We start from the raw sequence: 23,164 nt of genomic DNA, 5'->3' as shown, positions 1-23,164 counted from the left end.
AGGCTGGGAATGGGGAGTGGGGAATAGGGAATGGAACAGCATGCCGTCCCTGGCCGCATCATCGTCCAACGATCGGAAAGAGCCAGCGTCGTGTAGAAGCGGCTTCAGCCGCGACGGGCGTTACCGGAGGAGCGCACGTGGCGGAAGCCGCCCCTACGCACACCATGATTGTCCGGGAGGCGCGGAAATCCGATTCCCGATTCCCGATTCACCATTCCCGGCTTTATTCCCCGTACCCGAACGCCTTCAACGCCGCCTCGTCGTCGGACCAGCCCTCGCGCACGCGCACCCAGGTCTCCAGGAACACCTTGGCGCCGAACAGGCGCTCCATCTGCTGGCGGGCCTTGGCGCCGATGTCCTTCAGGCGGGTGCCGCCCTTGCCGATCACGATCGCCTTCTGGCCTTCGCGCTCGACCCAGATCACCGCGCCGATGCGCAGCAGCGCGCCGTCCTCGGCGAAGCGCTCGATCTCCACGGTGGTCGCGTACGGCAGTTCCTCGCCGAGCTGGCGCATCAACTGCTCGCGCACCAGTTCGCCGGCCAGGAAGCGCTGGCTGCGGTCGGTGATCTCGTCCTCGCCGAACATCGGCGGCGCTTCCGGCACCAAGGCCAGCAGGTCGCGCACCAGCGCCTCCAGGCCCTTGCGCTTGAGCGCGGAAATCGGATGCACCGCGGCGAAGCTGCGGCCCTCGCTGACCTGCTGCAGAAACGGCAGCAGCGCGGTCTTGTCCTTGAGCCGGTCGACCTTGTTGACCACCAGCACCACCGGGATGCCGGCGTCGCTGAGCACGTTGAACGCCAGCGTGTCCTCCTCGTCCCAGCGCCCGGCCTCGATCACCAGCAGGCCGGCGTCCACGCCCTCGAGCGAGCCGCGCGCGGCGCGGTTCATCACTCGGTTCATGGCGCGCTTCTGCTCGCGGTGCAGGCCCGGGGTATCGACCAGCAGCAGCTGACCGGCCGGGAAGCTGGCGATGCCCAGCAGCCGATGCCGGGTGGTCTGCGGCCGGTTGGAGACGATGCTGACCTTGGCGCCCACCAGGGCATTGGTCAGGGTGGACTTGCCCACGTTGGGGCGGCCGATCACGGCCACGCTGCCGCTGCGGTAAGGGGGAGTGGCTTGTTCGTTCACTTGCTCGAATCCAGTTGCTCGATGGCGGCGGCGGCGGCCTGCTGCTCGGCCAGGCGCCGCGAGGTGCCCTCGCCCTCGGTCACCAGGGCGGGCTCGGCGAGTACGCAGCGTACCCGGAATAGCTTGGCGTGGTCGTCGCCGGTCTCGCTGATCAGCTCGTAGGCCGGCAGGGTCCGCTGCCGGGCCTGCAGCCATTCCTGCAGGCGGGTCTTGGCGTCCTTCTCCACCTTGCCCACCGGCAGCGCCGCCAGTGAGGTCTCGAACCAGGGCAGGATGGTGGCGCGGCAGGTCTCGAAGCCGGCGTCCAGGTAGATCGCCGCGACCACCGCCTCCACCGCATCGGCCAGGATCGAGTCGCGGCGATGGCCGCCGGACTTCATCTCGCCCGGGCCGAGGGTCAGGCGTTCGCCCAGTTCCAGTTGCCGGCCGATGGCGGCCAGCGAGGCCTCGCGCACCAGCTCGGCGCGGGCGCGAGTCAGCGCGCCCTCGTCGGCCTTGGGCCAGCGCTGGTACAGCGCCTCGGCGATCAGCAGGTTGACGATGCCGTCGCCGAGGAATTCCAGACGTTCGTTGTGCGGCGCGCCGGCGCTGCGATGGGTCAGCGCCTGCGCCAGCAACTGCGGCTCGGCGAAGCGGTGACCGATGCGGTCACCGCGCAGGATGGTCTTACTGGCCACCACGCGTCGTCAGGTCCTGGGTGGCGTCGAACTTGCCGACCACGTCCAGATTGGCGATCAGCGGGCGGCGCACTTCGTAGGCCACGTGCATCTTCACACCGGTATCGGTGCGCTCGAAAGTGACGTCGCCGGGCTTGACGTTGTCCGAATTGTTGATGTCCAGGCGCCGGAACAGCGAGGCCTTGGCCTGCGACGGATCCATCTCGGCGCTGCCGGCTTCGGTCGCCAGGCCCTTCATCGCCGAGCGCACCGCGTAGAACTCCATGTACATCGGGAACAGCTTCATGCCGATGTAGACGAAGAATCCGACCACCGCCAGCACGATCACGAACGAGGTCAAGGTCATGCCACTTTGCTTGTGCTTCATCGCGCTTCCCCTCACGCAAGTCACTGAATGGTCGTCCCGATCCGCGACGGATCGAAACTGCCGCTGCAAAACCAGCCTTCGCAATTGAGCCAGATCAGGAACGCCTTGCCGCGCAGGTTCTCCTCGGGCAGGAAATGGGTCTGGGTCCAGAACCGGCTGTCCTCGCTGTTGTCGCGATTATCGCCCATCACGAAGTACTTGCCCGGCGGCACCACCCAGTCGCCCTGGCCGGCCGGATTGTTGCGATCGATCCATTCCAGCTCGGTGTGGGTGCGGCCCGGCAGGTACTCGGTGAGCAGCGTGGCACCGGTCATTTCCGCACCCTTGCCCTTGCCGACGTACTCGCCCATGACCTTGTACTTCATCGGCGTGCCGTTGATGTACAGGGTGTCGCCGTGGAAGCCGATGCGATCGCCCGGCAGGCCGATCACGCGCTTGATCCAGTTCTCGTCCGGCTTGTGCGGCGGCTTGAACACCACCACGTCGCCGCGCTTGGGCTCGCCGACCGGAATGATCTTCTGGTTGGTGATCGGCAGGCGGAAGCCGTAGGAGAACTTGTTGACCAGGATGAAATCGCCGACCAGCAGGTTCGGCATCATCGAGCTGGACGGGATCTTGTACGGCTCGGCGATGAAGCTGCGCAGGATCAGCACCACCGCCAGCACCGGGAAGAACGCCCGCGAGTAGTCGACGATCACCGGCTCGCTGTCGAGCAGGCCGGCGCGCGCGGCGCGGCGCTTGGCGAAGAACAGCTTGTCCAGCAGGGTGATGATGCCGGTGGCGAAGGTCAGGACCACCAGCGCGATTTCAAACCATTTCATTCGTATTCCTTCGGAATGGGAATCGGGAATGGAGAACGGGGAATCGGGAAGGCAAGAGCAGGCGCTCTTTCCATTCCCCACTCCCTATTCACGACTCCCAGCTACTTGTCCATCTGCAGCACAGCCAGGAAGGCTTCCTGCGGGATTTCCACGCGGCCGACCTGCTTCATGCGCTTCTTGCCTTCCTTCTGCTTTTCCAACAGCTTCTTCTTGCGCGAGACGTCGCCACCATAGCACTTGGCCAGCACGTTCTTGCGCATCGCCTTGACCGTGGTGCGGGCGATGATCTGCGAGCCGATCGCGGCCTGGATCGCCACGTCGAACATCTGCCGAGGGATCAGGTCCTTCATCTTCTCGCACAGTTCGCGGCCGCGGCGGTCGGCGTGGCTGCGGTGGGCGATCAGCGACAGCGCGTCGACCTTGTCGCCGTTGATCAGCACGTCCACGCGCACGAACGGGCCGGTGTCGAAGCGCACGAAGTGGTAGTCCAGCGAGGCGTAGCCGCGGCTGACCGACTTGAGCTTGTCGAAGAAGTCCAGCACCACCTCGGCCATCGGCAGCTCGTAGCTGATCTGCACCTGGCTGCCCAGGTAGTTGATGCCGATCTGGCTGCCGCGCTTTTCCTCGCACAGCTTGATGATGTTGCCGATGTATTCCTCGGGGGTGAGGATGTTGGCGCGGATGATCGGCTCGCGGATCTCCTCGACCATGTTCACCGGCGGCAGCTTGGCCGGGTTGTCCATGCTGATGATGCTGCCGTCGGTCTTCAGCACCTCGTAGACCACGGTCGGCGCGGTGCTGATCAGGTCCAGGTTGTACTCGCGCTCCAGGCGCTCCTGCACGATCTCCATGTGCAGCATGCCGAGGAAGCCGCAGCGGAAACCGAAGCCCATCGCCTCGGAGCTTTCCGGCTCGAAGCGCAGCGCCGCGTCGTTCAGGCGCAGCTTGTCCAGCGCCTCGCGCAGGTTGGTGTAGTCCTCGGCATCGACCGGGAACAGGCCGGCGAACACGCGCGGCTGCATTTCCTGGAAGCCCGGCAACGGCTTGCTCGCCGGGTCGCCGGCCAGGGTCAGGGTGTCGCCGACCGGCGCGCCGTGCACGTCCTTGATGCTGGCGGTGACCCAGCCCACCTCGCCCGCGCGCAGCGCCGGCAGCACCTTGCGCTTGGGCGTGAACACGCCGACGTTGTCGACCTGGTGGGTGCGGCCGGTGGACATCACCAGCAGCTTGTCGCCGGCCTTGATCTCGCCCTGCATCACCCGCACCAGCGAGACCACGCCCAGGTAGTTGTCGAACCAGGAATCGATGATCAGCGCCTGCAGCTTGTCGGTGTCGCGCGGCACCGGCGGCGGGATGCGGTGCACGATCGCCTCCAGCACGTCGCGCACGTTCAGCCCGGTCTTGGCGCTGACCGGCACCGCGTCGGTGGCGTCGATGCCGATCACCGCCTCGATCTCGGCCTTGGCGCGGTCGATGTCGGCGGTGGGCAGGTCGATCTTGTTCAGCACCGGCACCACTTCCAGGCCCTGCTCCACCGCGGTGTAGCAGTTGGCCACCGACTGCGCTTCCACGCCCTGCGCCGCGTCCACCACCAGCAGCGCGCCCTCGCAGGCGGCCAGCGAGCGGCTGACCTCGTAGGAGAAGTCGACGTGGCCGGGGGTGTCGATGAAGTTCAGGTGGTAGACCTGCCCGTCCTGCGCGGTGTACGGCAGCGACACGGACTGGGCCTTGATGGTGATGCCGCGCTCGCGCTCGATCGGGTTGGAGTCGAGCACCTGCGCTTCCATCTCGCGCGCCTGCAGGCCGCCGCAGAGTTGGATGATGCGATCGGCCAGGGTCGATTTGCCGTGGTCGACGTGGGCGATGATGGAGAAGTTGCGGATGTTCCGCATCGAATCAGAGGACATGAGGTGGGCGGCGGCCAGGACCGTCGTCAGGATAACGGGCCATTATCGCATGGCCGGCGGCCGCTGGTGACGGCCGCCGGATTCGCCCCTGCCCCGGGCTGCCGACCCGTCTGGATCGGCGCCCGGGATGGCGCCCGGCCTGCGCCGGGCGCGCGGGATCAGCCGCCGGCGCGCACCGCGACGAAGCTGGTGGTATCGCGCACGCGGATCAGCAGCATCACCACGTCGCCCTTCTTGTAGGCGCTCAGCTGCTGGTTCAGGGCGGCCACGCTGCCGACCGGGGTGCGCCCGACCTGCAGGATCACCATGCCCGGCACCAGCTGCGCGTCGCGCGCGGCGCGGCCGGTCACCGCGGTGATGCGCACGCCCTTGCCCGGCTCCACCCCCAGCTGCTGGCGGGTGGCGGCATCCAGGTCGGCCACTTCGATGCCGAGCAAGGCATTGGCGCCGGTGGCCGGGGCGGCGTTGTCGCCGACCACCGGGCCGGCGTTGGGCTGGGCGTCGTCGGCCAGCGCGGTCAGCTGCACGGTCAGCTCGCGCGGCTTGCCGTCGCGCAGGATGCCCAGGCGCACCTTGGCCCCCGGCTGCATCGCGCCGATCATCGGCGGCAGGTCGCTGGAGGCGCCGATCTCGGTGCCGTTGACCGTGCGGATCACGTCGCCCACTTCCAGCCCGGCCTTTGCCGCCGGGCTGCCCTGCACCAGTTGGTTGACCAGGGCGCCGCGCGTATCCGGCAGGCCCAGGCCCTGCGCCTTCAGCGAATCGATGGCGCCGACCATGACCCCGAGCTGGGCGCGGGTGACCTTGCCGGTCTTCTTGATCTGCTCGACCGCGCTCATCGCCAGGTCGATCGGGATCGCGAAGCTGATGCCCATGTAGCCGCCGGAAGCGGAGAAGATCTGCGAGTTGATGCCGACCACCTCGCCGCGGGTGTTGAGCAGCGGGCCGCCGGAATTGCCCTGGTTGATCGCCACGTCGGTCTGGATGAACGGCACGTAGCGCTGGTCGGCGTAGGGATTGCTGCGGCCGGTGGCGCTGACGATGCCGGCGGTGACCGAGTGATCCAGGCCGAACGGCGAGCCGATCGCCACCACCCACTGGCCGGGCTTGAGCAGGTTGGAGTCGCCGATGCGCACCGTCGGCAGGTTCTTGCCGTCGATCTTCAGCAGCGCCACGTCGTACTGCTGGTCGCTACCGACCACCTTGGCGGTGAACTCGCGGCGGTCGGTGAGCTTGACCTTGACCTCGCTGGCACCGTCGACCACGTGGTGGTTGGTCAGCACGTAGCCATCGGGCGAGATGATGAAGCCCGAGCCCATCGAGCGCCCGGCGGGGCCGTCGTCGTCCGGCGTGCCGCCGCGCGGCTGCCCGGGCATGCCCGGCATGCCGTCCGGCCCGAAGAAGCGGCGGAAGAACTCGGGCATCTGGTCGTCGTCGGGCATGCCGCCGCCGGAGCGCGCGGCCGCGGCGCGGCGGCTGATGGTGGTCTCGACGTTGACCACGCCCGGGCCGACCTGCTCGACCAGCCGGGTGAAGTCGGGAAGGTTGCCGACCAACTGCGGCGCCGGCGCGGACTGCGCAGCCGGCGGCGGGGCGCTGGCGGCACTGGGGCTGGGCTGCTGCGCACAGGCAGCCAACGGCACGGTCAGCGCCAGCAGGCCCAACAGATGGTGGCGGATACGGTGAGTCATCGGACGCGAGCCTCCGGTTCGGGAAGGGGAAGAACGAGGGGACGAAGCAACGGGGACCACGCGCCGGGACGAGAAACCGGCGCGCGGGTTCAGGGCTGCTGCGGCGGCGGGTTGGTCGCCGCGTCGGCAGGCAGCCGGGGTTCGAACGGATAGAACGCCGCCGGATCCGCGCCGCTGCGCGGGAAGCTGGCGGTGAATTCACCGCCGTCGGCGGCCGGCAGGGTCGAGCGCGGCCACGGCCGGGCCTGCAACGGCGTTGCAGGGTGCCCGAACGGATCGTTGGCGCGTTGCGCGACCATGGTCGGTGCGGCGACCGGCGCCACGAACGGGGTCTGTGCGGACGCCTTGGCCTGCCGCCTGGCGGGTGCCGTGGCGGCATAGGCGCGCTCGGCCGGGGCGTTGCGGGTGCGTACCGCCTGTTCGCTACGGGTAGCCTCGCGCCGCGCCGCCGCGGCCGCCTCCTGGCGACGATTGGCGGCGATCGCCATCGCCGGCGCGGCGGCGACGGCCGCGGCGAGATCGCCCTGCGGATCGGCGGGCGCCGGCGCGGGCGTCGGGACCTGGGGTGTGGTGGCGGCAGGCGCCGGCGTGGGCGCGGTGGCATCGGCGACCTGTGCCGGCGGCAGCGCCTCGGGCGTCTGCGGCAGGCGCTGAGTCACGAACAGCGCGAGCACCGCGACCGAGGCGGCCAGGGCCGCACTGCCGCCCCAGCGCCAGTTGCGGCGCTTGCCGGCGGCGCTGGCCGCATCGGCACGCGCGGCCTGCTGCGCTTCGGCGGCCACCGCCTGGCGCACGCGGGCACTGAAATCGCTGGGCGCCGGCACGCTGACACGGCCGCGCAAAATGTCGCCGCACAGCTGCCAGCGCTCATGGCAGCCGGACAATTCCTCGTCGTGCTGCAGCCGGCGCAGCACGAAGCGCGCTTCGTCGGCCGGCAGTTCGCCGTCGATCAGCGCGGACAGTTGCTGCCGGTAGTGCAGCTCGAACTTGTCCGGCGCTGCGCTGTCGGGCGCCGGCACTGGCTTGGGAAAGGGCGTGCTATCGGTCATACGCGGTGTCGCTCACGGGTGGCGCTGTCGGTATCCAGCAGGGGACGGAGTTCGGCGTCGATGGCCTCGCGGGCGCGGAAGATCCGCGAACGCACGGTGCCGATCGGGCAGCCCATCTTCTGCGCGATGTCCTCGTAGCTCATGCCCTCCACCTCGCGCAGGGTGATGGCGGTGCGCAACTCTTCCGGCAAGGCGTCGACCGCCTTCATCACCGTGCGCTCCAGTTCCTGGCGCATCAGCTCGCGCTCGGGCGTGTCGGTGTCGCGCAGCCGGGTGCCGCTGTCGAACTGCTCGGCATCGAGCACGTCGACGTCGTCGGTGGGCGGCCTGCGGTTGTGCGCGACCAGGTAGTTCTTGGCGGTGTTCACGGCGATCCGGTGCAACCATGTGGAGAACTGGGCGTCGCCGCGGAAACTCCCGATCGCGCGGTAGGCGCGGATGAAAGTGTCCTGGGCCACGTCCTGACATTCGCTCCAGTCGGCGATGTAGCGCCCGATCAGGCCGACGATCCGATGCTGGTACTTGCGCACCAGCACATCGAACGCCGCACTCTCGCCGCGCTGCACACGCCGGACCAGTTCCAGGTCCAGCTCCTGGGGTGTTTCGACATCGGCCATAGCGGGCCGCACTCCTGTCAGCCCAACCTACGTCGGACCCTCTGACCGCCAATTCGGAAAAAAGTTCAGCGCCCCTCAGCGGATCGCCGCCCCACGACGTTAACCGGCGTTCCGTTAGGCTGGCGCAAGGCCAGCGGTCGCGGGACGCGCCTCAATTCCCCTGCATTGGGATTTGACGCGACGGAAACAACCTCTGGATGATAACGATCTTCTCCATACACAAGCGGATGGTCCTCCCCATGCTTTCAGGCTTCGACGGGCTCCGATTCAGTCACTGGCAAGCGGATATCCGCGGCGACGGCGTCGTCGTGCTCAGCCTCGACCGCCAGGACGCGCCCGTCAACGCGTTGTCGCAGGACGTGCTGCTGGAGCTGGGCGACCTGCTCGAGCGCATCGCCATCGATCCGCCCAAGGGCGTGGTGATCCGCTCGGCCAAGGACAACGGCTTCATCGCCGGCGCCGACCTCAAGGAGTTCCAGGAATTCGACCGCCGCGGCACCGTCAACGACGCCATCCGCCGCGGCCAGGCCACCTTCCAGAAGCTGGCGGAACTGCCCTGCCCCACGGTCGCGGCGATCCACGGTTTCTGCATGGGCGGCGGCACCGAGATCGCCCTGGCCTGCCGCTACCGCGTCGCCTCCAGCGATGCGGCCACCCGCATCGGCCTGCCCGAGACCAAGCTCGGCATCTTCCCCGGCTGGGGCGGCAGCGCGCGCCTGCCGCGACTGATCGGCGCGCCGGCGGCGATGGACCTGATGCTCACCGGGCGCACCGTGTCGGCTTCGGCGGCGCGGGCGATGGGCCTGGTCGACAAGGTCGCCGCGCCCGCCGTGCTCACCGATACCGCGGTGGCGCTGGCGCTGTCCGGCACCGCCCGTCCCTTCAAGCAGCGCGCCACCGCCTGGGCCACCAACACCTGGCCGGCGCGCAAGCTGCTGGCGCCGCAGATGCGCAAGCAGGTGGCGCGCAAGGCGCGCAAGGAACACTACCCGGCGCCATACGCACTGATCGGGGTGTGGGAACGCAGCGGCGGCAGCGGTATCCAGGCGCGCCTGGACGCCGAGCGCAAGGCGGTGGTCAAACTCGCCAGCACCCCGACCGCGCGCAACCTGATCCGCATCTTCTTCCTCACCGAGCGGCTCAAGGCGCTGGGCGGCAAGGACCACGGCATCCGCCACGTGCACGTGGTCGGGGCCGGCGTGATGGGCGGCGACATCGCCGCCTGGTCGGCCTACAAGGGATTCGAAGTGACCCTGCAGGACCGCGAGCAGCGCTTCATCGACGGTGCGCTGAGCCGCGCCGGCGAGCTGTTCGCCAAGCGGGTCAAGGACGACAGCAAGCGCCCGGCGGTGGCGGCGCGCCTGAAGGGCGACCTGGCCGGCGACGGCGTGCCGACGGCCGACCTGGTGATCGAGGCGATCATCGAGAACCCGCAGGCCAAGCGCGAGCTGTACCAGTCCCTGGAACCGCACATGCAGCCGAATGCGCTGCTCAGCACCAACACCTCCTCGATCCCGCTGACCGAACTGCGCGAGCACATCCAGCGCCCGGCGCAGTTCGGCGGCCTGCACTACTTCAACCCGGTGGCGCAGATGCCGCTGGTGGAGATCGTCTGCCACGACGGCCTGGCGCCGGAGAACCAGAAGCGGCTGGCCGCCTTCTGCAAGGCGATCGACAAGCTGCCGGTGCCGGTGGCCGGCACGCCGGGCTTCCTGGTCAACCGCGTGCTGTTCCCGTACATGCTGGAAGCGGCCACCGCCTATGCCGAAGGCATTCCCGGCCCGGCGATCGACAAGGCCGCGGTCAAGTTCGGCATGCCGATGGGGCCGATCGAACTGATCGACACCGTGGGCCTGGACGTGGCCGCCGGCGTGGGCGCCGAACTGGCGCCGTTCCTGGGCCTGCCGATCCCGGCGGCGTTGCAGACGGTGGAGCCGGGCAAGCGCGGCAAGAAGGACGGCCAGGGCCTGTACGCGTGGGAGAACGGCCGTGCCAAGAAGCCCGAACTGCCGAAGGACTACCGCGCGCCGGAGGACCTGGAAGACCGCTTGATCCTGCCACTGCTCAACGAAGCGGTGGCCTGCCTGCACGAGGGCGTGGTCGCCGATGCCGATTTGCTCGATGCCGGCGTGATCTTCGGCACCGGCTTCGCTCCGTTCCGCGGCGGCCCGATCCAATACATCCGCGCTGCCGGCGCCGATGTCCTGCTGGCGCGTCTGCGCGCCCTGCACACACGCCACGGCGAGCGTTTCGCGCCGCGCCCGGGTTGGGAGTCGCCGGCGTTGCGCGAACCGGTGGTCTGAGGCGCTCAGGCGATTCCATGTAGGAGCGGTTTCAACCGCGGCCGGCATTGCCGGTAAACGCCGGCGACCAACTCCCAACGAAAGACGCGCTGCGCCTGCACGAACGTCATCGCGCAGCAGCGCCAGTTACGGATGCGAATGCCCGTGCGCATGCCCATGGGTGCGATGCCCATGCGCATGTGCATGATCGTCATGACCATGCCCGTGATGACCGTGGCCACCACCCTCGCCCGCCGCCGGCGCGCCGCACGGCGTGGCGCCGCAATGGCCGGCTTCCATCTGCAGGGTGATGTGGTCGATGTCGAACTGCGCATGCAGGCCATCGCAGAGCGCGGCACGCACTGCGTCGGCGTCGGCACCATCGGCCACCACCACGTGCGCGGTCAGCGCCGGGGTGCTGGAGGCCAGTGCCCACACGTGCAGGTCGTGCACGCTGGCCACGCCTGGCGCTGTTTGCAGATAGCCACGCACCGCATCCAGGTCCACGCCCTTCGGCACGCCTTCCAGCAGCACGTTGACCGCTTCGCGCAGCAACACCCAGGTCCGCGGCAGCACCCACAGGCCGATCAGCACCGCCAGGATCGGATCGATCAGCTTCCAGCCGGTGACGCGGATCGCCAGCGCGCCGACGATCACCGCCACCGAGCCGAGCATGTCGCTCCACACTTCCAGGTAGGCACCTTTCATGTTGAGGCTCTCGCCGCTGCCGGCCTTGAGCAGGCGCATTGAGATCAGGTTGATCAGCAGGCCGAACGCGGCGATGCCGAGCATGCCGACGGTGGCGATCTCCTGCGGCTGGCGAAAGCGTTGCACCGCTTCCCACAGGATGTAGCCGGCGACCACGAACAGCAGCGCGCCGTTGACCAGCGCGCCCAGCGCCTCCAGCCGCGCGTAACCGTAGCTGCGCTTGGCATCGGGCGGGCGCCGGCTCAGCCGCACCGCGATCAGCGCGATCATCAGCGCCAGCGTATCGGTCGCCATGTGCGCGGCGTCGGACAGCAGCGCCAGGCTGTTGGTGAGGAAGGCGCCGGCGACCTCCACCACCAGGAATAGCGCGGTGAGGCCGAGCGCCCACCACAGGGGGCGCTCGTGGCGGATTTCGGTAGGGGCGTGGCTGTGATCGTGGCCCATGGGGCGACCCGGCGGCGATGCGGAGGAAGATGGCCGCTACCTTAGGCCGCCGCCTGCGCGGAGACTATTACACCGCGGGTACGGCCGCCTGCCCCGGAACGAACACCGCGCGCACGCAGCCGTCCTGCTTGTGCTTGAACATCTCGTAGCCGCGCGCCGCGTCGTCCAGCGGCATGCGGTGCGTGGCCAGGAAGCGGGTCTTGAACGCACCGCTGCGGGCCAGTTCGAGCAGGCGCGGCACGTAGCGCTGGCCATGCTGCTGCGCGGTGCGCACGGTCAGGCCCTTGTTCATCACCGCGCCCACCGGGAACTTATCCATCAGGCCGTAGACACCGAGGATCGACAACGTACCGCCCTTGCGACAGGCCAGGATCGCCTCGCGCAACGCCTGGCCGCGATCGGTGTGCAGATGCAGCGCCTGCTTGACCCGGTCGTAGGCATGACCGAGGCCGGTGCCGTGCGCTTCCATGCCGACCGCATCGATGCAGGCATCGGGGCCGCGTCCACCGGTCATTTCGCGCAGCATCTCGACCACGCTGTCGACCGCGCTGTAGTCGATCACTTCGTTGCCCAACACGTCGCGCGCCAGCGCCAGGCGCTCGGGCAGGCGGTCGATGGCGATGACCCGCTCGGCACCCAGCAGCCGCGCGCTCTGCTGCGCCATCAGTCCCACGCCGCCGCAGCCCCACACCGCCACGGTGGCGCCGGGCTGGATGTCGCAGAAGTCGGCACCCATGAAGCCGGTGGGACCGGCGTCGGACAGGAACAATGCATCCTCGTCGTCCACCTCCTCCGGGATGGCGAAGCAGCCGACGTCGGCATGCGGCACGCGGATGAAGTCCGCGTGCGAGCCGGCGTAACCGCCGAAGGCGTGGGTGTAGCCATAGATGCCGGCGGTCGGATAGCCGAGCAGCGGCTCCTGCATCTCCCAGTTGGGGTTGGTGTTGTCGCACAGCGAGAATTCCTGGCGCCCGCAGTGCCAACATTCGCCGCAGGAAATGAACGAGGGCACGACCACGCGCTGGCCGACGCGCAGGTTACGCACGTTCGGTCCGATCTCGACCACTTCGCCCATGAATTCGTGGCCGATGATGTCGCCTTCGCGCATCGTCGGCAGATAGCCGTCGATGAAATGCAGGTCCGAACCGCAGGTTGTGCTGAGGCCCACCTTGAGAATGACATCGCGTGGATTGACGATACGCGGATCGGGAACCGTTTCCACCCGCAGATCGTTGACGCCGTTCCAGCACAGTGCGCGCATGGCGGACTCCTAGTGTTCGTGGTGATCGCGGCCGCGCGCGGACGGGTTGTCGCGCAACGTCGGCACTTCGCCGCACTCGATCCAGGCCTTGAAGCGGTGCAGCACCTTACCGATCAGCGCATCCGGGGCCGCACCTACAAGCTTCGCCACGGCCTGCGCGACGATATCGCCCTCGACGCGATACTCCAGCGCCAAGGTGGTTTCGCAGCCGAAGCCATCCGGCGCGGCACGCACGCTCAGCGTGGTCTGCAGCTGCAGTCCATGCTCGCCGCTGCCGGCATAACTGACCGATTCGCCGAGGTGGACTTCGCCGCGCCGGTAATCCACGTCGAGATGGCGCTCCAGCGGCAGGCGCAGGCGCCATTGCGAGGCGTAGCCGTCGCCGGATTGCAGGTCTGCCAGGCCTGCCAGCACCTGCTGCTGGACGCCCATGTCGCACCAGGCATCGAGGATCTGGTGGGGTTCGCCGAGAATGCTGAGAGTGCGCACCAGGCGCGTACCGTCCAGGGTGACGGGCGCGTCGGTCGCCGAAGATTCGCGCATGGGAAGCTCCTGACAGGACAGGAATGTTCGTTCGCGGAGCGGGTCGCGGCGCCTCGGCCGCGACCCGCAGCGCGGCTCAGCGGGTGGAACCGGCCGGCGACGCGCCGGCGCTCTGCAACTGCTGCGCCTTGGCCAGGTGCTCGGCCACGTGGGTGCGCGTGGTGCGCAGATGCGCGGCCACGTCCGGGGTCTTCGCGGCGGGGATCAGGGTGCTGTCGAGCATCTGCAGGGCGGCCTGGTGATCCTTGACCATCGCCATGACATAGGCCTGCTCGAAGCGATCGCCGTCCAGGGCCTGCAGCTTGCCGGCCTCCGCCTTGGCCTTCTGCATCTGCTGCTGCGCCGGCGCGGCCTTCGCATCAGGACCCCACGGCGCGATCTTGGCGTTGTTGTCCGAGTGCTCCTTGACCATCTGCATGGCGAAGTCGCGCACCGGGCCCTTGACCTGCTTCTGCAAGGCCAGGTTGCCGGCGTTGACCTCGCTGGTGTTGATCGCCGACAGCACGCCGAGCGCCTGCTTTTCGTTGAGCGCGGACGCGCGCGCGCCTTGCGCGCCCTGCATGCCGGTCGACGTCTGCGCGGCAGACGTCGACGGCGTTTGCTGCTGCATCGCGCCAGGATCGGTACTGCCGGCCTGGCCGGACGTATCGGTCTGCGCATGCGCAAGGCCGACGCCGAGAACCGACATCAGCGCCAGAGAGAAAGCGGAACGGGAATAACGCATGACAATCTCCTTTGCATGGCAGGTATCGCCATGCTCCGCGGCCTTTCGTGAGCACCTGGTTGAACGTGGGTGCAGGCGATGCGAAATGCTGCAGATGCACGTGGACTGCGGCGCCCACGCCTACGGCAACCAGCGCAGCAGCAACACGCTGAGGCTGGCCAATGCCAGCAGCGAGAGCGTGCCGGCCGCCAAGACGCGGCCGCCGGACGCAAGCACCGTGCGCAGATTCACCGACAGTCCCAATGCGGCCATCGCCACCAGGGTGAACAGCAGCGACAGCGACTGCGCCGCTTCGATGAGCAACGCCGGCAGCACGCCCAGCGCGCGCAGCCCCATCATGCCGACGAAGCCGAACACGAACCACGGCACCAGCGCGTGCGCCGGGCGCCGCTGTGTTGATGATCCACCACGCACCAGCCCCAGCAGCAGCATCACCGGCCCGAGCATCAGCACCCGCATCAGCTTGACCAGCGCACCGACCTGCGCGCTCAGCGCGCCGACCGGCACGGTCGCCGCCAGCACCTGCGGCACCGCGTACACAGTCAGGCCGGCGAGGATGCCGTAGTGGCGCTGGTCCAGGCCCAGCACGGGCACCGCCAGCGGCAGCAGCAACACCACCAGCACGCCCAGTGCCGCGGTGAAGGCGATCGCCGCAGCGACGTCGTCGGAGTCGGCATCGATCACCGGCGCGGCCGCCACGATCGCCGAGTTGCCGCAGATCGCATTGCCGCAGGCAACCAGCGTGGCCAGCCGCGACGGCAGGCCCAGCGCGCGACCGATGCCGTAGCCGAGGGCGATCGCCAGCAGCACCACCGCGGCGATGGCGCCCAGCAACAGGCCGCCGGCCGCCCCGATGGCGCCGATCCCGACCGAAGCGCCGAGCAGTACGATGGCCAGTTCCAGCGGCAGCTTGGCGGCGAAGGCGATGCCGGCGTGCGTGGACGCCGGCAGGCGCCACGCCGTGCGCAGCAAGGTGCCGAGCACGATCGCGAACACCAGCGCATCGATCCAGCGCCGGCCCAGCCACTGCAGTTGCGCGCGCTCGGCCAGCCAGGCCAAGGCCGCCACGCCGATGGCCAGGGCCAGCCCGGGCAGCAGGGCGGAAGGTCGGTGCAGTGGCGCGTGCATGTGGAGCGATCCGGATCGAAGTGGCGACAGGCTGCGCCCGCAAACCGTTCCGATCCATCGCATAATTGCGCACAGTTCATTCTGCTCATCCGAACATTCGCCCATGACCCTGGAACAACTCACCCTGTTCGTGGCGGTGGCCGAGCGCCAGCACCTGACCCTGGGTGCGCAGGCCGTGCATCGCACGCCGTCGGCCGCCAGCGCCGCGATCAAGACGCTGGAGCAGCAGTACGGGGTCGCGCTGTTCGACCGGGTCGGCCGCGGCCTGGTGCTGACCGCGGCCGGTGCGGCGTTCTGCGAGGACGCCAAGGCGATCCTGGCGCGCAGCCGTGCGGCCGAACTGGCGCTGAGCGAGTGGCGCGGCGTGCTGCGCGGCACCCTCGACCTGCATGCCAGCCAGACCGTGGCCAGCTATTGGCTGCCGACCCGGCTGATGGCGTTCCATGCGCGCTACCCGCAGATCGAGATCCGCCTGAGCGTGGGCAACACCGACAGCGTGGCGCGCGCGGTGCGCGAGGGACGCGCCGAACTGGGCTTCGTCGAAGGCAGCGTGCAGGCCCCCGAACTGTTGAGTTCGGCGCTGGACCACGACCGGCTGCGCGTGGTGGCCGCACCGGGCCACCCGCTGGCCGGGCGCCGCCGCCCCGGGCTGGCGCGGCTGGTCGCGGACAGCACCTGGATCATGCGCGAGCCTGGCTCGGGCACCCGCTCGGCGTTCGAGGCGGCGCTGCGCGATGCCGGCATCGCCCCGGAACGCCTGCGCGTGGCCCTGTCCCTGCCCTCCAATGAAGCGGTGCTGTCGGCGGTCCAGGCCGGGCGCAGCCTGGCGGCGATCTCGCAACTGGCCGCGGCGCCGTGGCTGGAGAGCGGCCGCCTGCAGGGCATCGAGGTGACGCTGGCCGAACGCACCTTCCATGTCCTGCGCCACCGCGAACGCGGCCTGGGCGCGGCCGCCGCCGCCCTGCTCGACTTGCAGGCGCAGCCCACCATGGCCTGAGCGTGGGGTGGCGAGGAGTGAGACGCGGCGCGCGACATCCATTCCAAAATGAGATAGCCCTCGGCAAATGCTTCATTGGAATGGAATGCCTGTCGCTTCTATCCTCGCTCCCGGTCTCTCGCGCGCCAGGGCAGCGGAAAGGGGATGTCCACGGCGCCGCCGCCGGACATGCCGCGCATGCCTTGCCGTGTCGACGGATACGCCATCGAGGACAGCGATCGGGACAGCCCGCAGACATGCACGGCGCCCTGCCGATGCCTTCCGGGCCGGACGCCTCCGGCCCATGCCAACTTGCTCGGTCACTTTTTGTCCTGGGAGGGAACAAAAATGCCTTTGGAACAGTCCCGTCGCCCGCTCGGCCGGCGCGCGCACCGCCCTGCCGCCCGCACCCTGCTGGGCGCGGCCATCGTCCTGGCCCTGTCCGGCAGCTTTGCCGCGCACGCGCAGAGCACCAGCGCCGATCCCGCGGCCACGCCACCCGCCAACCCCGATGCCACGACCGACGCCAAGACCGGCCAGCAGCCGGTCACCCTGGACAACGTGATGGTGGTCGGCCAGCGCGCCAGCCTGGAACAGGCCGTGCAGGCCAAGCAGCTCGACGACCACGTGGTGGAAGTCATCTCCGCCGACAACATGGGGCAGATGCCCAACGTCACCGTGGCCGAGGCGCTGGTGCGCCTGCCCGGCGTCAACGGCACCCGCGACCGCGGCAACGAAAGCCTGGCCACCGTGCGCGGCCTGGGCCCGCGCATGACCATGGGCACCGTCAACGGCCGCGAGATTGCCTCCTCCGAACCCAACCGCGCGGTGCGCTGGGAAGTGTTCCCCACCGAGATCGTCTCCACCGTCAAGGTCTACAAGACCCCGTCGGCGGACCTGATCGCCGGCGGCATCGCCGCCACCGTGGACATCTCCACGATCAACCCGCTCGATCACACCGGCCCGACCTTCGTCGCCACCGCCGGCCCGGTCTACTACGACGAGGCCAAGGACGCGCGCGACTACTCGCCGTGGGGCCAGCGCCTGGGCGCGAGCTGGATCCACCGCTTCAACGACAACCTGGCGGTCGCGCTCGGCGCCACCTACCAGAAGCAGAAGAACGCCGGCGTCTCGATCGGCAGTTGGGGCTATACCGACGCCAGCAACGCACGCGATGTGAATGGCGACGGCAAGGTGGACTACACCCCCTGGGGCGCGGCCGACCAGCTCAAGCTGACCGAGCAGACCCGCACCGGCGCCATGGGCACCGTGCAGTGGCGCTCGGGCAACCTGGAACTCAAGCTCGACGGTCTGTACTCGCGCATTCGCATCGACGAGGACCAGCGCCAGAACTGGTTCAACAACCTCGGCTACAGCATCTACTCGGCCAGCAATCCGTACACCACCCCCGGCTCGTCCTACACCATCGTCGACGGCGACGTCGTCGCCGGCACCCTGGCCAATTCCAACCTCCAGGTGGACCACGTCATCGCCAACTACAACGAGGTCAAGACGCTGGCGGCCGGCGGCCTCAACGCCAAGTGGAGCGGCGACGTGTGGACGCTGGGCAGCGACCTGTCGTTCTCGCAGGCCAAGCGCGACAACGACTGGCGCGCGGTGCGCTTCGGCAGCAACCCGGACACGGTGTCGTTCGACTTCCGCCATGGCGTCACCCCCACCATCAGCACCAGTTCCGACGCGCCGGAATGGGGCATCAGCGGCCAGACCGAGCCGCAGGCGCTGCGCGACCGCATTGCCGCGCTGGCGCTGAGCGCGAGTCGCGCGATCGAGGATTCGCCGGTCACCGCGCTGGAATTCGGCGCCCGCGCGTCACGCCGCGAGAAGCAGAACCGCCACTTCACCAGCTTCCAGTCCGGCTACAGCCAGCCGATCTCGGCCTACCAGGACCTGATCTACCCGGTGACGATGCCGGACCTGAACGTGCCGACCCTGACCGGCGGCGACCTGGACGCGATCGCCAAGCTCGGCTTCGGCGGTTTCGATCCCAGCCTGGCCGTCGAGCAGCGCCTGGATCACTGGAACGTCGAGGAGAACGTGCGCGAGGCCTTCGCCAAGGCGGTGTTCAGTTCGCAATGGTTCGGCGTGGACGTCACCGGCAACGCCGGCGTGCGCGTGGTCCACACCGACACCGACAGCCATGGCTACGACACCGTCGGCGGCGTGGTGCAGCCGAGCAGCGCCGGCAAGACCTACACCGACGTGCTGCCCAGCGCTACGGTCAACTTCCTGATCGATCCCGAGCGCATCCTGCGCGTGTCGGTGGCCAAGGTGATGGCGCGGCCGCCGCTGGACGAACTGCGCACCGGGCGCGCGCTCGACGATCCCAACACCACCGTCGGCCAGCTCACCGGCAGCGGCGGCAACCCGCAGCTCAATCCGTTCCGCGCCACCCAGCTCGACCTGTCCTACGAGTGGTACTTCCACAAGGAAGCGCTGGCGGCGCTGGCGCTGTACCGCAAGTGGGTGGATTCGAGCATCGGCTACAAGACCCAGCACGAGACCATCGACGGCCGCGACTACCTGATCAGCGGCCCGTTCAACGGCGGCGGCGGCTACATCAACGGTGCCGAACTGACCTTCCAGACCCCGTTCTTCTTCATCCCGCACATGGAGAACTTCGGCATCTACTCGAACTACTCGTACGTGGAATCCAACCTGCACGAGTTCTCGCCGGCGGACAATCCGCTGCCGCTCAGCGGCCTGGCGCGCAACACCGGCACGCTGGACCTCTGGTACAACAACAACAAGTTCGAAGCGCGGATCGGCTACAAGTACCACAGCCCCTACACCGTGGTGTACGGCTGGAACGCGGCGCGGCTGGCGCGACTGGAGAGCGAAGGCACGGTGGACCTGAGCCTGGCCTGGCGCTACAGCGAGCACCTGGGCTTCAAGTTCCAGGTCGGCAACCTGACCAACGAACCGTTGCGCGCCTACAGCGACAACAAGCGCAACCGGCTCGCCAACCAGGACGATGGCGGCTACCAGCTGTTCGGCCGCCGCTTCGCCCTGGAAGCGACCTACACGTTCTGAGCCGGTGGAGACCCGCATGCGATCCAGACGCACCTGGCTGCCGGCGCTCGCGCTGGCCCTCGCCACCGCCCTCGCCGCGCCCCTGGCCGGCGCCGGCACGCTATACCTCGGCGCCGACCTGTCCTACGTCAACGAGATGGAGGATTGCGGCGTGCAGTACCGCGACCACGGCGCGGTGCGCGACCCGTTCGAGCTGTTCCATGCGCACGGCGCCAACCTGGTGCGCGTGCGCCTGTGGAACGATGCGCGCTGGACCCGCTACAGCGACCTGAGCGACGTCAAGAAGACCATCCGCCGGGCGCGCGCGCAGGGCATGCAGGTGCTGCTGGACTTCCACTACTCCGACGATTGGGCCGACGGCGAGAAGCAACTGATCCCCAAGGCCTGGGCCAACATCACCGACCAGGACGAACTGGCGCGCACGCTGTACGGCTTCACCTACGACACGCTCAGCGCGCTGGACCGCGCCGGGCTGATGCCGGAACTGGTGCAGGTCGGCAACGAGAGCAATTCCGACCTGATGGACAGCCAGCCCTGGGACAAGCGCCGGCCGATCGACTGGACCCGCAACGCCAAGCTGTTCAACGCCGGCATCAAGGCGGTGCGCGACGCCGGCGCGCGCTCGACGATCAAGCCCAAGGTGATGCTGCACATCGCCCAGCCGGAGAACGTGGAGCCGTGGTTCGCCGATGCCGCCAAGGCCGGCGTGCGCGACTTCGACTTCATCGGCATCAGCTACTACCGCAAGTGGTCGCGCGAGACCATGGACCAGCTCGGCGCCACCATCAAGCGCCTGCGCCAGCGCTATCCGGCCGAAGTGATGGTGGTGGAGACCGCCTATCCGTGGACGCTGGAAAGCGGCGACCCCTCGCCCAACCTGCTCGGCGCCGACTCGCTGATCAAGGGCTACCCGGCCACCCCGCAGGGCCAGTTGAACTACCTGGTCGACCTCACCCAACTTGTGGTCGACAACGGCGGCAGCGGCGTCGTGTACTGGGAGCCGGCCTGGACCAGCAACACCTGCAAGACCCGCTGGGGCGTCGGCTCCTCGTGGGAGAACGCCAGCTTCTTCGATTTCCGCCACGGCAACGAACTGCTGCCCGGCATCGGCTTCATGCAGCACGCCTACCGACCGGCGCCGGCCACGACGGCCGGCAAGAGTGCCGCGCCGGCGCAGGACGCGCAGCCGTGATCGAACTGAGCCGCCGCGACCTGCTGCGCTCGCTGGTCGCCGGCGGCGTGCAGGTGGCGGTGCCCGGTGCCGCCGCGGCGCTGGCGCCGGCCGCGCTTGCCGCCACGCCCACCGGCAGCGATGCCATTGCGCCGCTCTCGCTGGATCTGGACGACGATGCCCCGCGCCAGCGCCTGCTGTGCGATGGCGGCTGGCGCTTCCATCTCGGCCACGCCGACGACCCGGCGCGCGACTTCAATTTCGGTACCTTCCAGCGCACCTACGCCAAGGCCGGCAAGGACACCGCCGATGCGGCCCTGCTCGGCTTCGACGACAGCGCTTGGGAGCGCATCGACCTGCCGCACGACTGGGCGGTGGCGCTGCCGCCGCGCCAGGATCCGACCTCCACCCTGGTCAACGGCGAAGACCCGGCCGCCGCGCACGGCTACAAGCCGCTGGGCCGCACCGATCCGCAGACCAGCATCGGCTGGTACCGGCGCGTGCTGGAGATTCCGGCGGAGGACCTGGGCAAGCGGATCAGCCTGGAATTCGATGGCGTGTTCCGCGACTGCATCGTGTTCTGCAACGGCCACATCGTCGGCCGCAACGGCAGCGGCTACTGCGGCTTCGAAGTCGACCTCAGCGACGTGCTCGACTACGGCGCCAGGAACATCATCGCCGTGCGCGTGGACGCCACGCTCGGCGAAGGCTGGTTCTACGAAGGCGCCGGCATCTACCGCCACGTCTGGCTGCGCACCACCGACGCGCTGCACGTGCCGATGGACGGCGTGTACGTGCGCAGCGCCTGGGACGGCGGCGACGCGCAGGCGCTGGTGGAGACCGAACTCGGCAACCACGGCGCGACGCCGCGGCAGTGCAGCGTGATCTCGGTGATTCGCGCGCCGGACGGGCGCATCGTCGCCCAGGCCAGTTCCGCGCCGATCACGGTCGAGCCCGGCGTGGTGCAGCGCGTGCAGCAGACCCTGGACCTGGGCACGCCCGCGCCGTGGTCGCCGGAGAACCCGCAACGCTACACGCTGTCCACGCACCTGCTCGGCGACGGCCGTCCCTGCGACGCGACCACCACCCACTTCGGCGTGCGCCGCCTGCAGTTCGATCCGCAGCGCGGCCTGCTGCTCAATGGCGCGGCCTACAAGCTGCAGGGCACCAACAACCACCAGGACCATGCCGGCGTCGGCACCGCCATTCCCGACCGCCTGCACGAATGGCGCCTGCGCCAGCTCAAGTCGATGGGCTGCAACGCCTACCGCAGCGCGCACAACCCGGCCTCGCCGGCGGTACTGGAGTTGTGCGACCGGCTGGGCCTGCTGCTGATCGACGAGACCCGGCGCATGTCCTCCGACGACGAGGCCATGGCCGAACTCACGTCGATGGTGCGGCGCGGCCGCAACCATCCCTGCGTGATGCTGTGGTCGCTGGGCAACGAAGAGCCGCAGATGGTCACCGCGCGCGGCGCGCGCATCGTCGCGCGCATGCAGCGCCTGGTGCGGCGCCTGGATCCGAGCCGCCCCACCACCTTCGCCATGGACAAGGGCTTCGACGACGGCGTCGGCCAGGTCGTGGACGTGGTCGGCTTCAACTACCGCACCACGCAGATGGACGCCTTCCATGCGCGCCATCCGCAGATCCCGGTCTACGGCAGCGAAACCGGCAGCACCGTCGGCGTGCGCGGCAACTACCGCACCGACGACGTGCGCGGCTATGCCCGCGCCTACGACCTCGACTACCCCTGGTGGGCCAGCAGCGCCGAAGCCTGGTGGAGCTATGTCGCGCAGCGCCCGTACATCGCCGGCGGCTTCGTCTGGACCGGCTTCGACTACCGCGGCGAGCCGACCCCGTACAACCGCTGGCCGAACGTGGCCTCGCAGTTCGGCATCCTCGACAGTTGCGGCTTCCCCAAGGACAACTACTGGTACTACCGCGCGCAATGGACCACCGCGCCGGTGCTACACCTGTTCCCGCACTGGAACTGGGACGGCCTGCTGGACGAGCGCGACAACGGCATGGTCGACGTCTGGTGCCACAGCAACCTGGACGCGGTGGAACTGCTGGTCAATGGCGTCAGCCAGGGCCTGCAGCAGGTGCCGGCCTACGGCCACGTCGAATGGCGCGTGCGCTACGCGCCGGGCCGCATCGAAGCGCGCGGCTACCGCGGCGGCAGGCAGGTGCTGACGCAACTCCGCGAGACCGCCGGCGCCCCGGCCGCGGTGCGCCTGCGCTGCGAACGGGCGAATCTGCTGGCCGACGCCGAGGACGTGGCCGTGGTCGCGGTGGAGATCGTCGACGCCAAGGGCCGCGTCGTCCCGACCGCCAGCGACACCGTGCGCTTCGCCGTCAGCGGCCCCGGCCGTCTGATCGGCGTGGGCAACGGCGACCCGTCCAGCCACGAACCCGACAAGGCCGACCAACGCCGCGCCTTCAACGGTCTGTGCATGGCCTTGCTGCAGACCACGCGCGATGCCGGCACGCTGACACTGGAAGCGACCGCGCCCGGATTGGTGCCTGCGCGGCTGGCGCTGAAGAGTGTGCGCACCAGGCCGCGGCCGTTCGTCGCCTGAGGCGGGCGCGCGCTTTCGAGGAGCTGCGCGGCGCCATCG

The 23,164-nt window shown here is 69.0% G+C and carries 18 protein-coding genes; 5 read left to right on the top strand and 13 right to left on the bottom strand.

What is annotated here, in order from left to right; translation table 11 throughout:
- Positions 1 to 223 precede the first annotated feature (223 nt).
- From era to rpoE, 8 genes are all read right to left on the bottom strand, one after another.
- Positions 224 to 1,129, bottom strand: a complete 906-nt coding sequence (era, locus tag AC1PLR_RS06035; RefSeq protein ID WP_010340598.1) for a GTPase Era — start codon at positions 1,127 to 1,129, stop codon at positions 224 to 226.
- Positions 1,126 to 1,806, bottom strand: a complete 681-nt coding sequence (rnc, locus tag AC1PLR_RS06030) for a ribonuclease III (protein ID WP_481102982.1) — start codon at positions 1,804 to 1,806, stop codon at positions 1,126 to 1,128. Before rnc ends, era begins: the two co-directional genes overlap by 4 nt.
- The gene (locus tag AC1PLR_RS06025) at positions 1,796 to 2,173 is read right to left on the bottom strand and encodes a DUF4845 domain-containing protein (RefSeq protein WP_010340596.1); all 378 of its coding nucleotides are present in this window, start codon (positions 2,171 to 2,173) and stop codon (positions 1,796 to 1,798) included. Before AC1PLR_RS06025 ends, rnc begins: the two co-directional genes overlap by 11 nt.
- Positions 2,174 to 2,193: 20 nt before the next feature.
- Complete coding sequence (gene lepB / locus AC1PLR_RS06020; RefSeq protein WP_010340595.1) at positions 2,194 to 2,994, bottom strand: signal peptidase I; 801 nt, start codon at positions 2,992 to 2,994, stop codon at positions 2,194 to 2,196.
- A gap of 101 nt (positions 2,995 to 3,095) precedes the next feature.
- Complete coding sequence (gene lepA / locus AC1PLR_RS06015; protein ID WP_193314649.1) at positions 3,096 to 4,886, bottom strand: translation elongation factor 4; 1,791 nt, start codon at positions 4,884 to 4,886, stop codon at positions 3,096 to 3,098.
- Between the two features lie 173 nt (positions 4,887 to 5,059).
- Entirely contained in the window at positions 5,060 to 6,592 is a 1,533-nt protein-coding gene (locus tag AC1PLR_RS06010) for a DegQ family serine endoprotease (protein WP_481102981.1), read from the bottom strand.
- Between the two features lie 89 nt (positions 6,593 to 6,681).
- Complete coding sequence (locus tag AC1PLR_RS06005; RefSeq protein WP_481102980.1) at positions 6,682 to 7,641, bottom strand: sigma-E factor negative regulatory protein; 960 nt, start codon at positions 7,639 to 7,641, stop codon at positions 6,682 to 6,684.
- Positions 7,638 to 8,258, bottom strand: a complete 621-nt coding sequence (gene rpoE / locus AC1PLR_RS06000; RefSeq protein ID WP_010340494.1) for an RNA polymerase sigma factor RpoE — start codon at positions 8,256 to 8,258, stop codon at positions 7,638 to 7,640. The genes AC1PLR_RS06005 and rpoE overlap by 4 nt, the downstream gene beginning before the upstream one ends.
- Positions 8,259 to 8,497: 239 nt before the next feature.
- Between rpoE and AC1PLR_RS05995 the strand changes: the two genes are divergently transcribed.
- On the top strand, positions 8,498 to 10,561 hold the full coding sequence (locus AC1PLR_RS05995; RefSeq protein WP_481102979.1) for a 3-hydroxyacyl-CoA dehydrogenase NAD-binding domain-containing protein: 2,064 nt from the start codon (positions 8,498 to 8,500) through the stop codon (positions 10,559 to 10,561).
- A 126-nt stretch (positions 10,562 to 10,687) separates the two neighbouring features.
- Here AC1PLR_RS05995 and AC1PLR_RS05990 read toward each other — a convergent pair whose 3' ends face one another.
- The 5 genes from AC1PLR_RS05990 to AC1PLR_RS05970 form a co-directional block, all read right to left on the bottom strand.
- A complete protein-coding gene (locus tag AC1PLR_RS05990) occupies positions 10,688 to 11,692 on the bottom strand; it encodes a cation diffusion facilitator family transporter (protein WP_481102978.1) in 1,005 nt (334 codons plus the stop codon).
- 67 nt (positions 11,693 to 11,759) lie between these two features.
- Positions 11,760 to 12,953, bottom strand: coding sequence for a zinc-dependent alcohol dehydrogenase (locus AC1PLR_RS05985; RefSeq protein WP_481102977.1), 1,194 nt, complete (start codon positions 12,951 to 12,953; stop codon positions 11,760 to 11,762).
- A gap of 9 nt (positions 12,954 to 12,962) precedes the next feature.
- Positions 12,963 to 13,496, bottom strand: coding sequence for a hypothetical protein (locus AC1PLR_RS05980; RefSeq protein ID WP_481102976.1), 534 nt, complete (start codon positions 13,494 to 13,496; stop codon positions 12,963 to 12,965).
- A 76-nt stretch (positions 13,497 to 13,572) separates the two neighbouring features.
- A complete protein-coding gene (locus AC1PLR_RS05975; RefSeq protein ID WP_481103540.1) occupies positions 13,573 to 14,184 on the bottom strand; it encodes a DUF4142 domain-containing protein in 612 nt (203 codons plus the stop codon).
- Between the two features lie 156 nt (positions 14,185 to 14,340).
- Positions 14,341 to 15,348, bottom strand: coding sequence for a YeiH family protein (locus tag AC1PLR_RS05970; protein WP_481102975.1), 1,008 nt, complete (start codon positions 15,346 to 15,348; stop codon positions 14,341 to 14,343).
- A gap of 103 nt (positions 15,349 to 15,451) precedes the next feature.
- Between AC1PLR_RS05970 and AC1PLR_RS05965 the strand changes: the two genes are divergently transcribed.
- The 4 genes from AC1PLR_RS05965 to galA all read left to right on the top strand — a co-directional run bounded on the left by AC1PLR_RS05965 (position 15,452) and on the right by galA (position 23,125).
- Positions 15,452 to 16,345 (top strand): LysR family transcriptional regulator, encoded by an 894-nt coding sequence (locus tag AC1PLR_RS05965; protein WP_481102974.1) that lies wholly within the window; start codon positions 15,452 to 15,454, stop codon positions 16,343 to 16,345.
- 327 nt (positions 16,346 to 16,672) lie between these two features.
- Positions 16,673 to 19,375, top strand: coding sequence for a TonB-dependent receptor (locus AC1PLR_RS05960; protein ID WP_481102973.1), 2,703 nt, complete (start codon positions 16,673 to 16,675; stop codon positions 19,373 to 19,375).
- A gap of 16 nt (positions 19,376 to 19,391) precedes the next feature.
- Complete coding sequence (locus tag AC1PLR_RS05955; RefSeq protein ID WP_481102972.1) at positions 19,392 to 20,567, top strand: glycoside hydrolase family 53 protein; 1,176 nt, start codon at positions 19,392 to 19,394, stop codon at positions 20,565 to 20,567.
- Entirely contained in the window at positions 20,564 to 23,125 is a 2,562-nt protein-coding gene (gene galA / locus AC1PLR_RS05950; protein ID WP_481102971.1) for a beta-galactosidase GalA, read from the top strand. Before AC1PLR_RS05955 ends, galA begins: the two co-directional genes overlap by 4 nt.
- Positions 23,126 to 23,164: the final 39 nt, after the last annotated feature.

It is taken from the genome of Xanthomonas sp. NCPPB 3570 (assembly GCF_056725115.1).
This window is presented reverse-complemented; position numbering and strand designations above follow the sequence as displayed.

Bases quoted from the DNA above. Each gene is read 5' to 3' on its own strand.
- AC1PLR_RS06025 (WP_010340596.1), bottom strand. From the start codon at position 2,173: ATGAAGCACAAGCAAAGTGGCATGACCTTGACCTCGTTCGTGATCGTG.
- lepB (WP_010340595.1), bottom strand. From the start codon at position 2,994: ATGAAATGGTTTGAAATCGCGCTGGTGGTCCTGACCTTCGCCACCGGC.
- lepA (WP_193314649.1), bottom strand. From the start codon at position 4,886: ATGCGGAACATCCGCAACTTCTCCATCATCGCCCACGTCGACCACGGC.
- AC1PLR_RS06010 (WP_481102981.1), bottom strand. From the start codon at position 6,592: ATGACTCACCGTATCCGCCACCATCTGTTGGGCCTGCTGGCGCTGACC.
- AC1PLR_RS06005 (WP_481102980.1), bottom strand. From the start codon at position 7,641: ATGACCGATAGCACGCCCTTTCCCAAGCCAGTGCCGGCGCCCGACAGC.
- rpoE (WP_010340494.1), bottom strand. From the start codon at position 8,258: ATGGCCGATGTCGAAACACCCCAGGAGCTGGACCTGGAACTGGTCCGG.
- AC1PLR_RS05995 (WP_481102979.1), top strand. From the start codon at position 8,498: ATGCTTTCAGGCTTCGACGGGCTCCGATTCAGTCACTGGCAAGCGGAT.
- AC1PLR_RS05990 (WP_481102978.1), bottom strand. From the start codon at position 11,692: ATGGGCCACGATCACAGCCACGCCCCTACCGAAATCCGCCACGAGCGC.
- AC1PLR_RS05985 (WP_481102977.1), bottom strand. From the start codon at position 12,953: ATGCGCGCACTGTGCTGGAACGGCGTCAACGATCTGCGGGTGGAAACG.
- AC1PLR_RS05980 (WP_481102976.1), bottom strand. From the start codon at position 13,496: ATGCGCGAATCTTCGGCGACCGACGCGCCCGTCACCCTGGACGGTACG.
- AC1PLR_RS05975 (WP_481103540.1), bottom strand. From the start codon at position 14,184: ATGTCGGTTCTCGGCGTCGGCCTTGCGCATGCGCAGACCGATACGTCC.
- AC1PLR_RS05970 (WP_481102975.1), bottom strand. From the start codon at position 15,348: ATGCACGCGCCACTGCACCGACCTTCCGCCCTGCTGCCCGGGCTGGCC.
- AC1PLR_RS05965 (WP_481102974.1), top strand. From the start codon at position 15,452: ATGACCCTGGAACAACTCACCCTGTTCGTGGCGGTGGCCGAGCGCCAG.
- AC1PLR_RS05960 (WP_481102973.1), top strand. From the start codon at position 16,673: ATGCCTTTGGAACAGTCCCGTCGCCCGCTCGGCCGGCGCGCGCACCGC.
- AC1PLR_RS05955 (WP_481102972.1), top strand. From the start codon at position 19,392: ATGCGATCCAGACGCACCTGGCTGCCGGCGCTCGCGCTGGCCCTCGCC.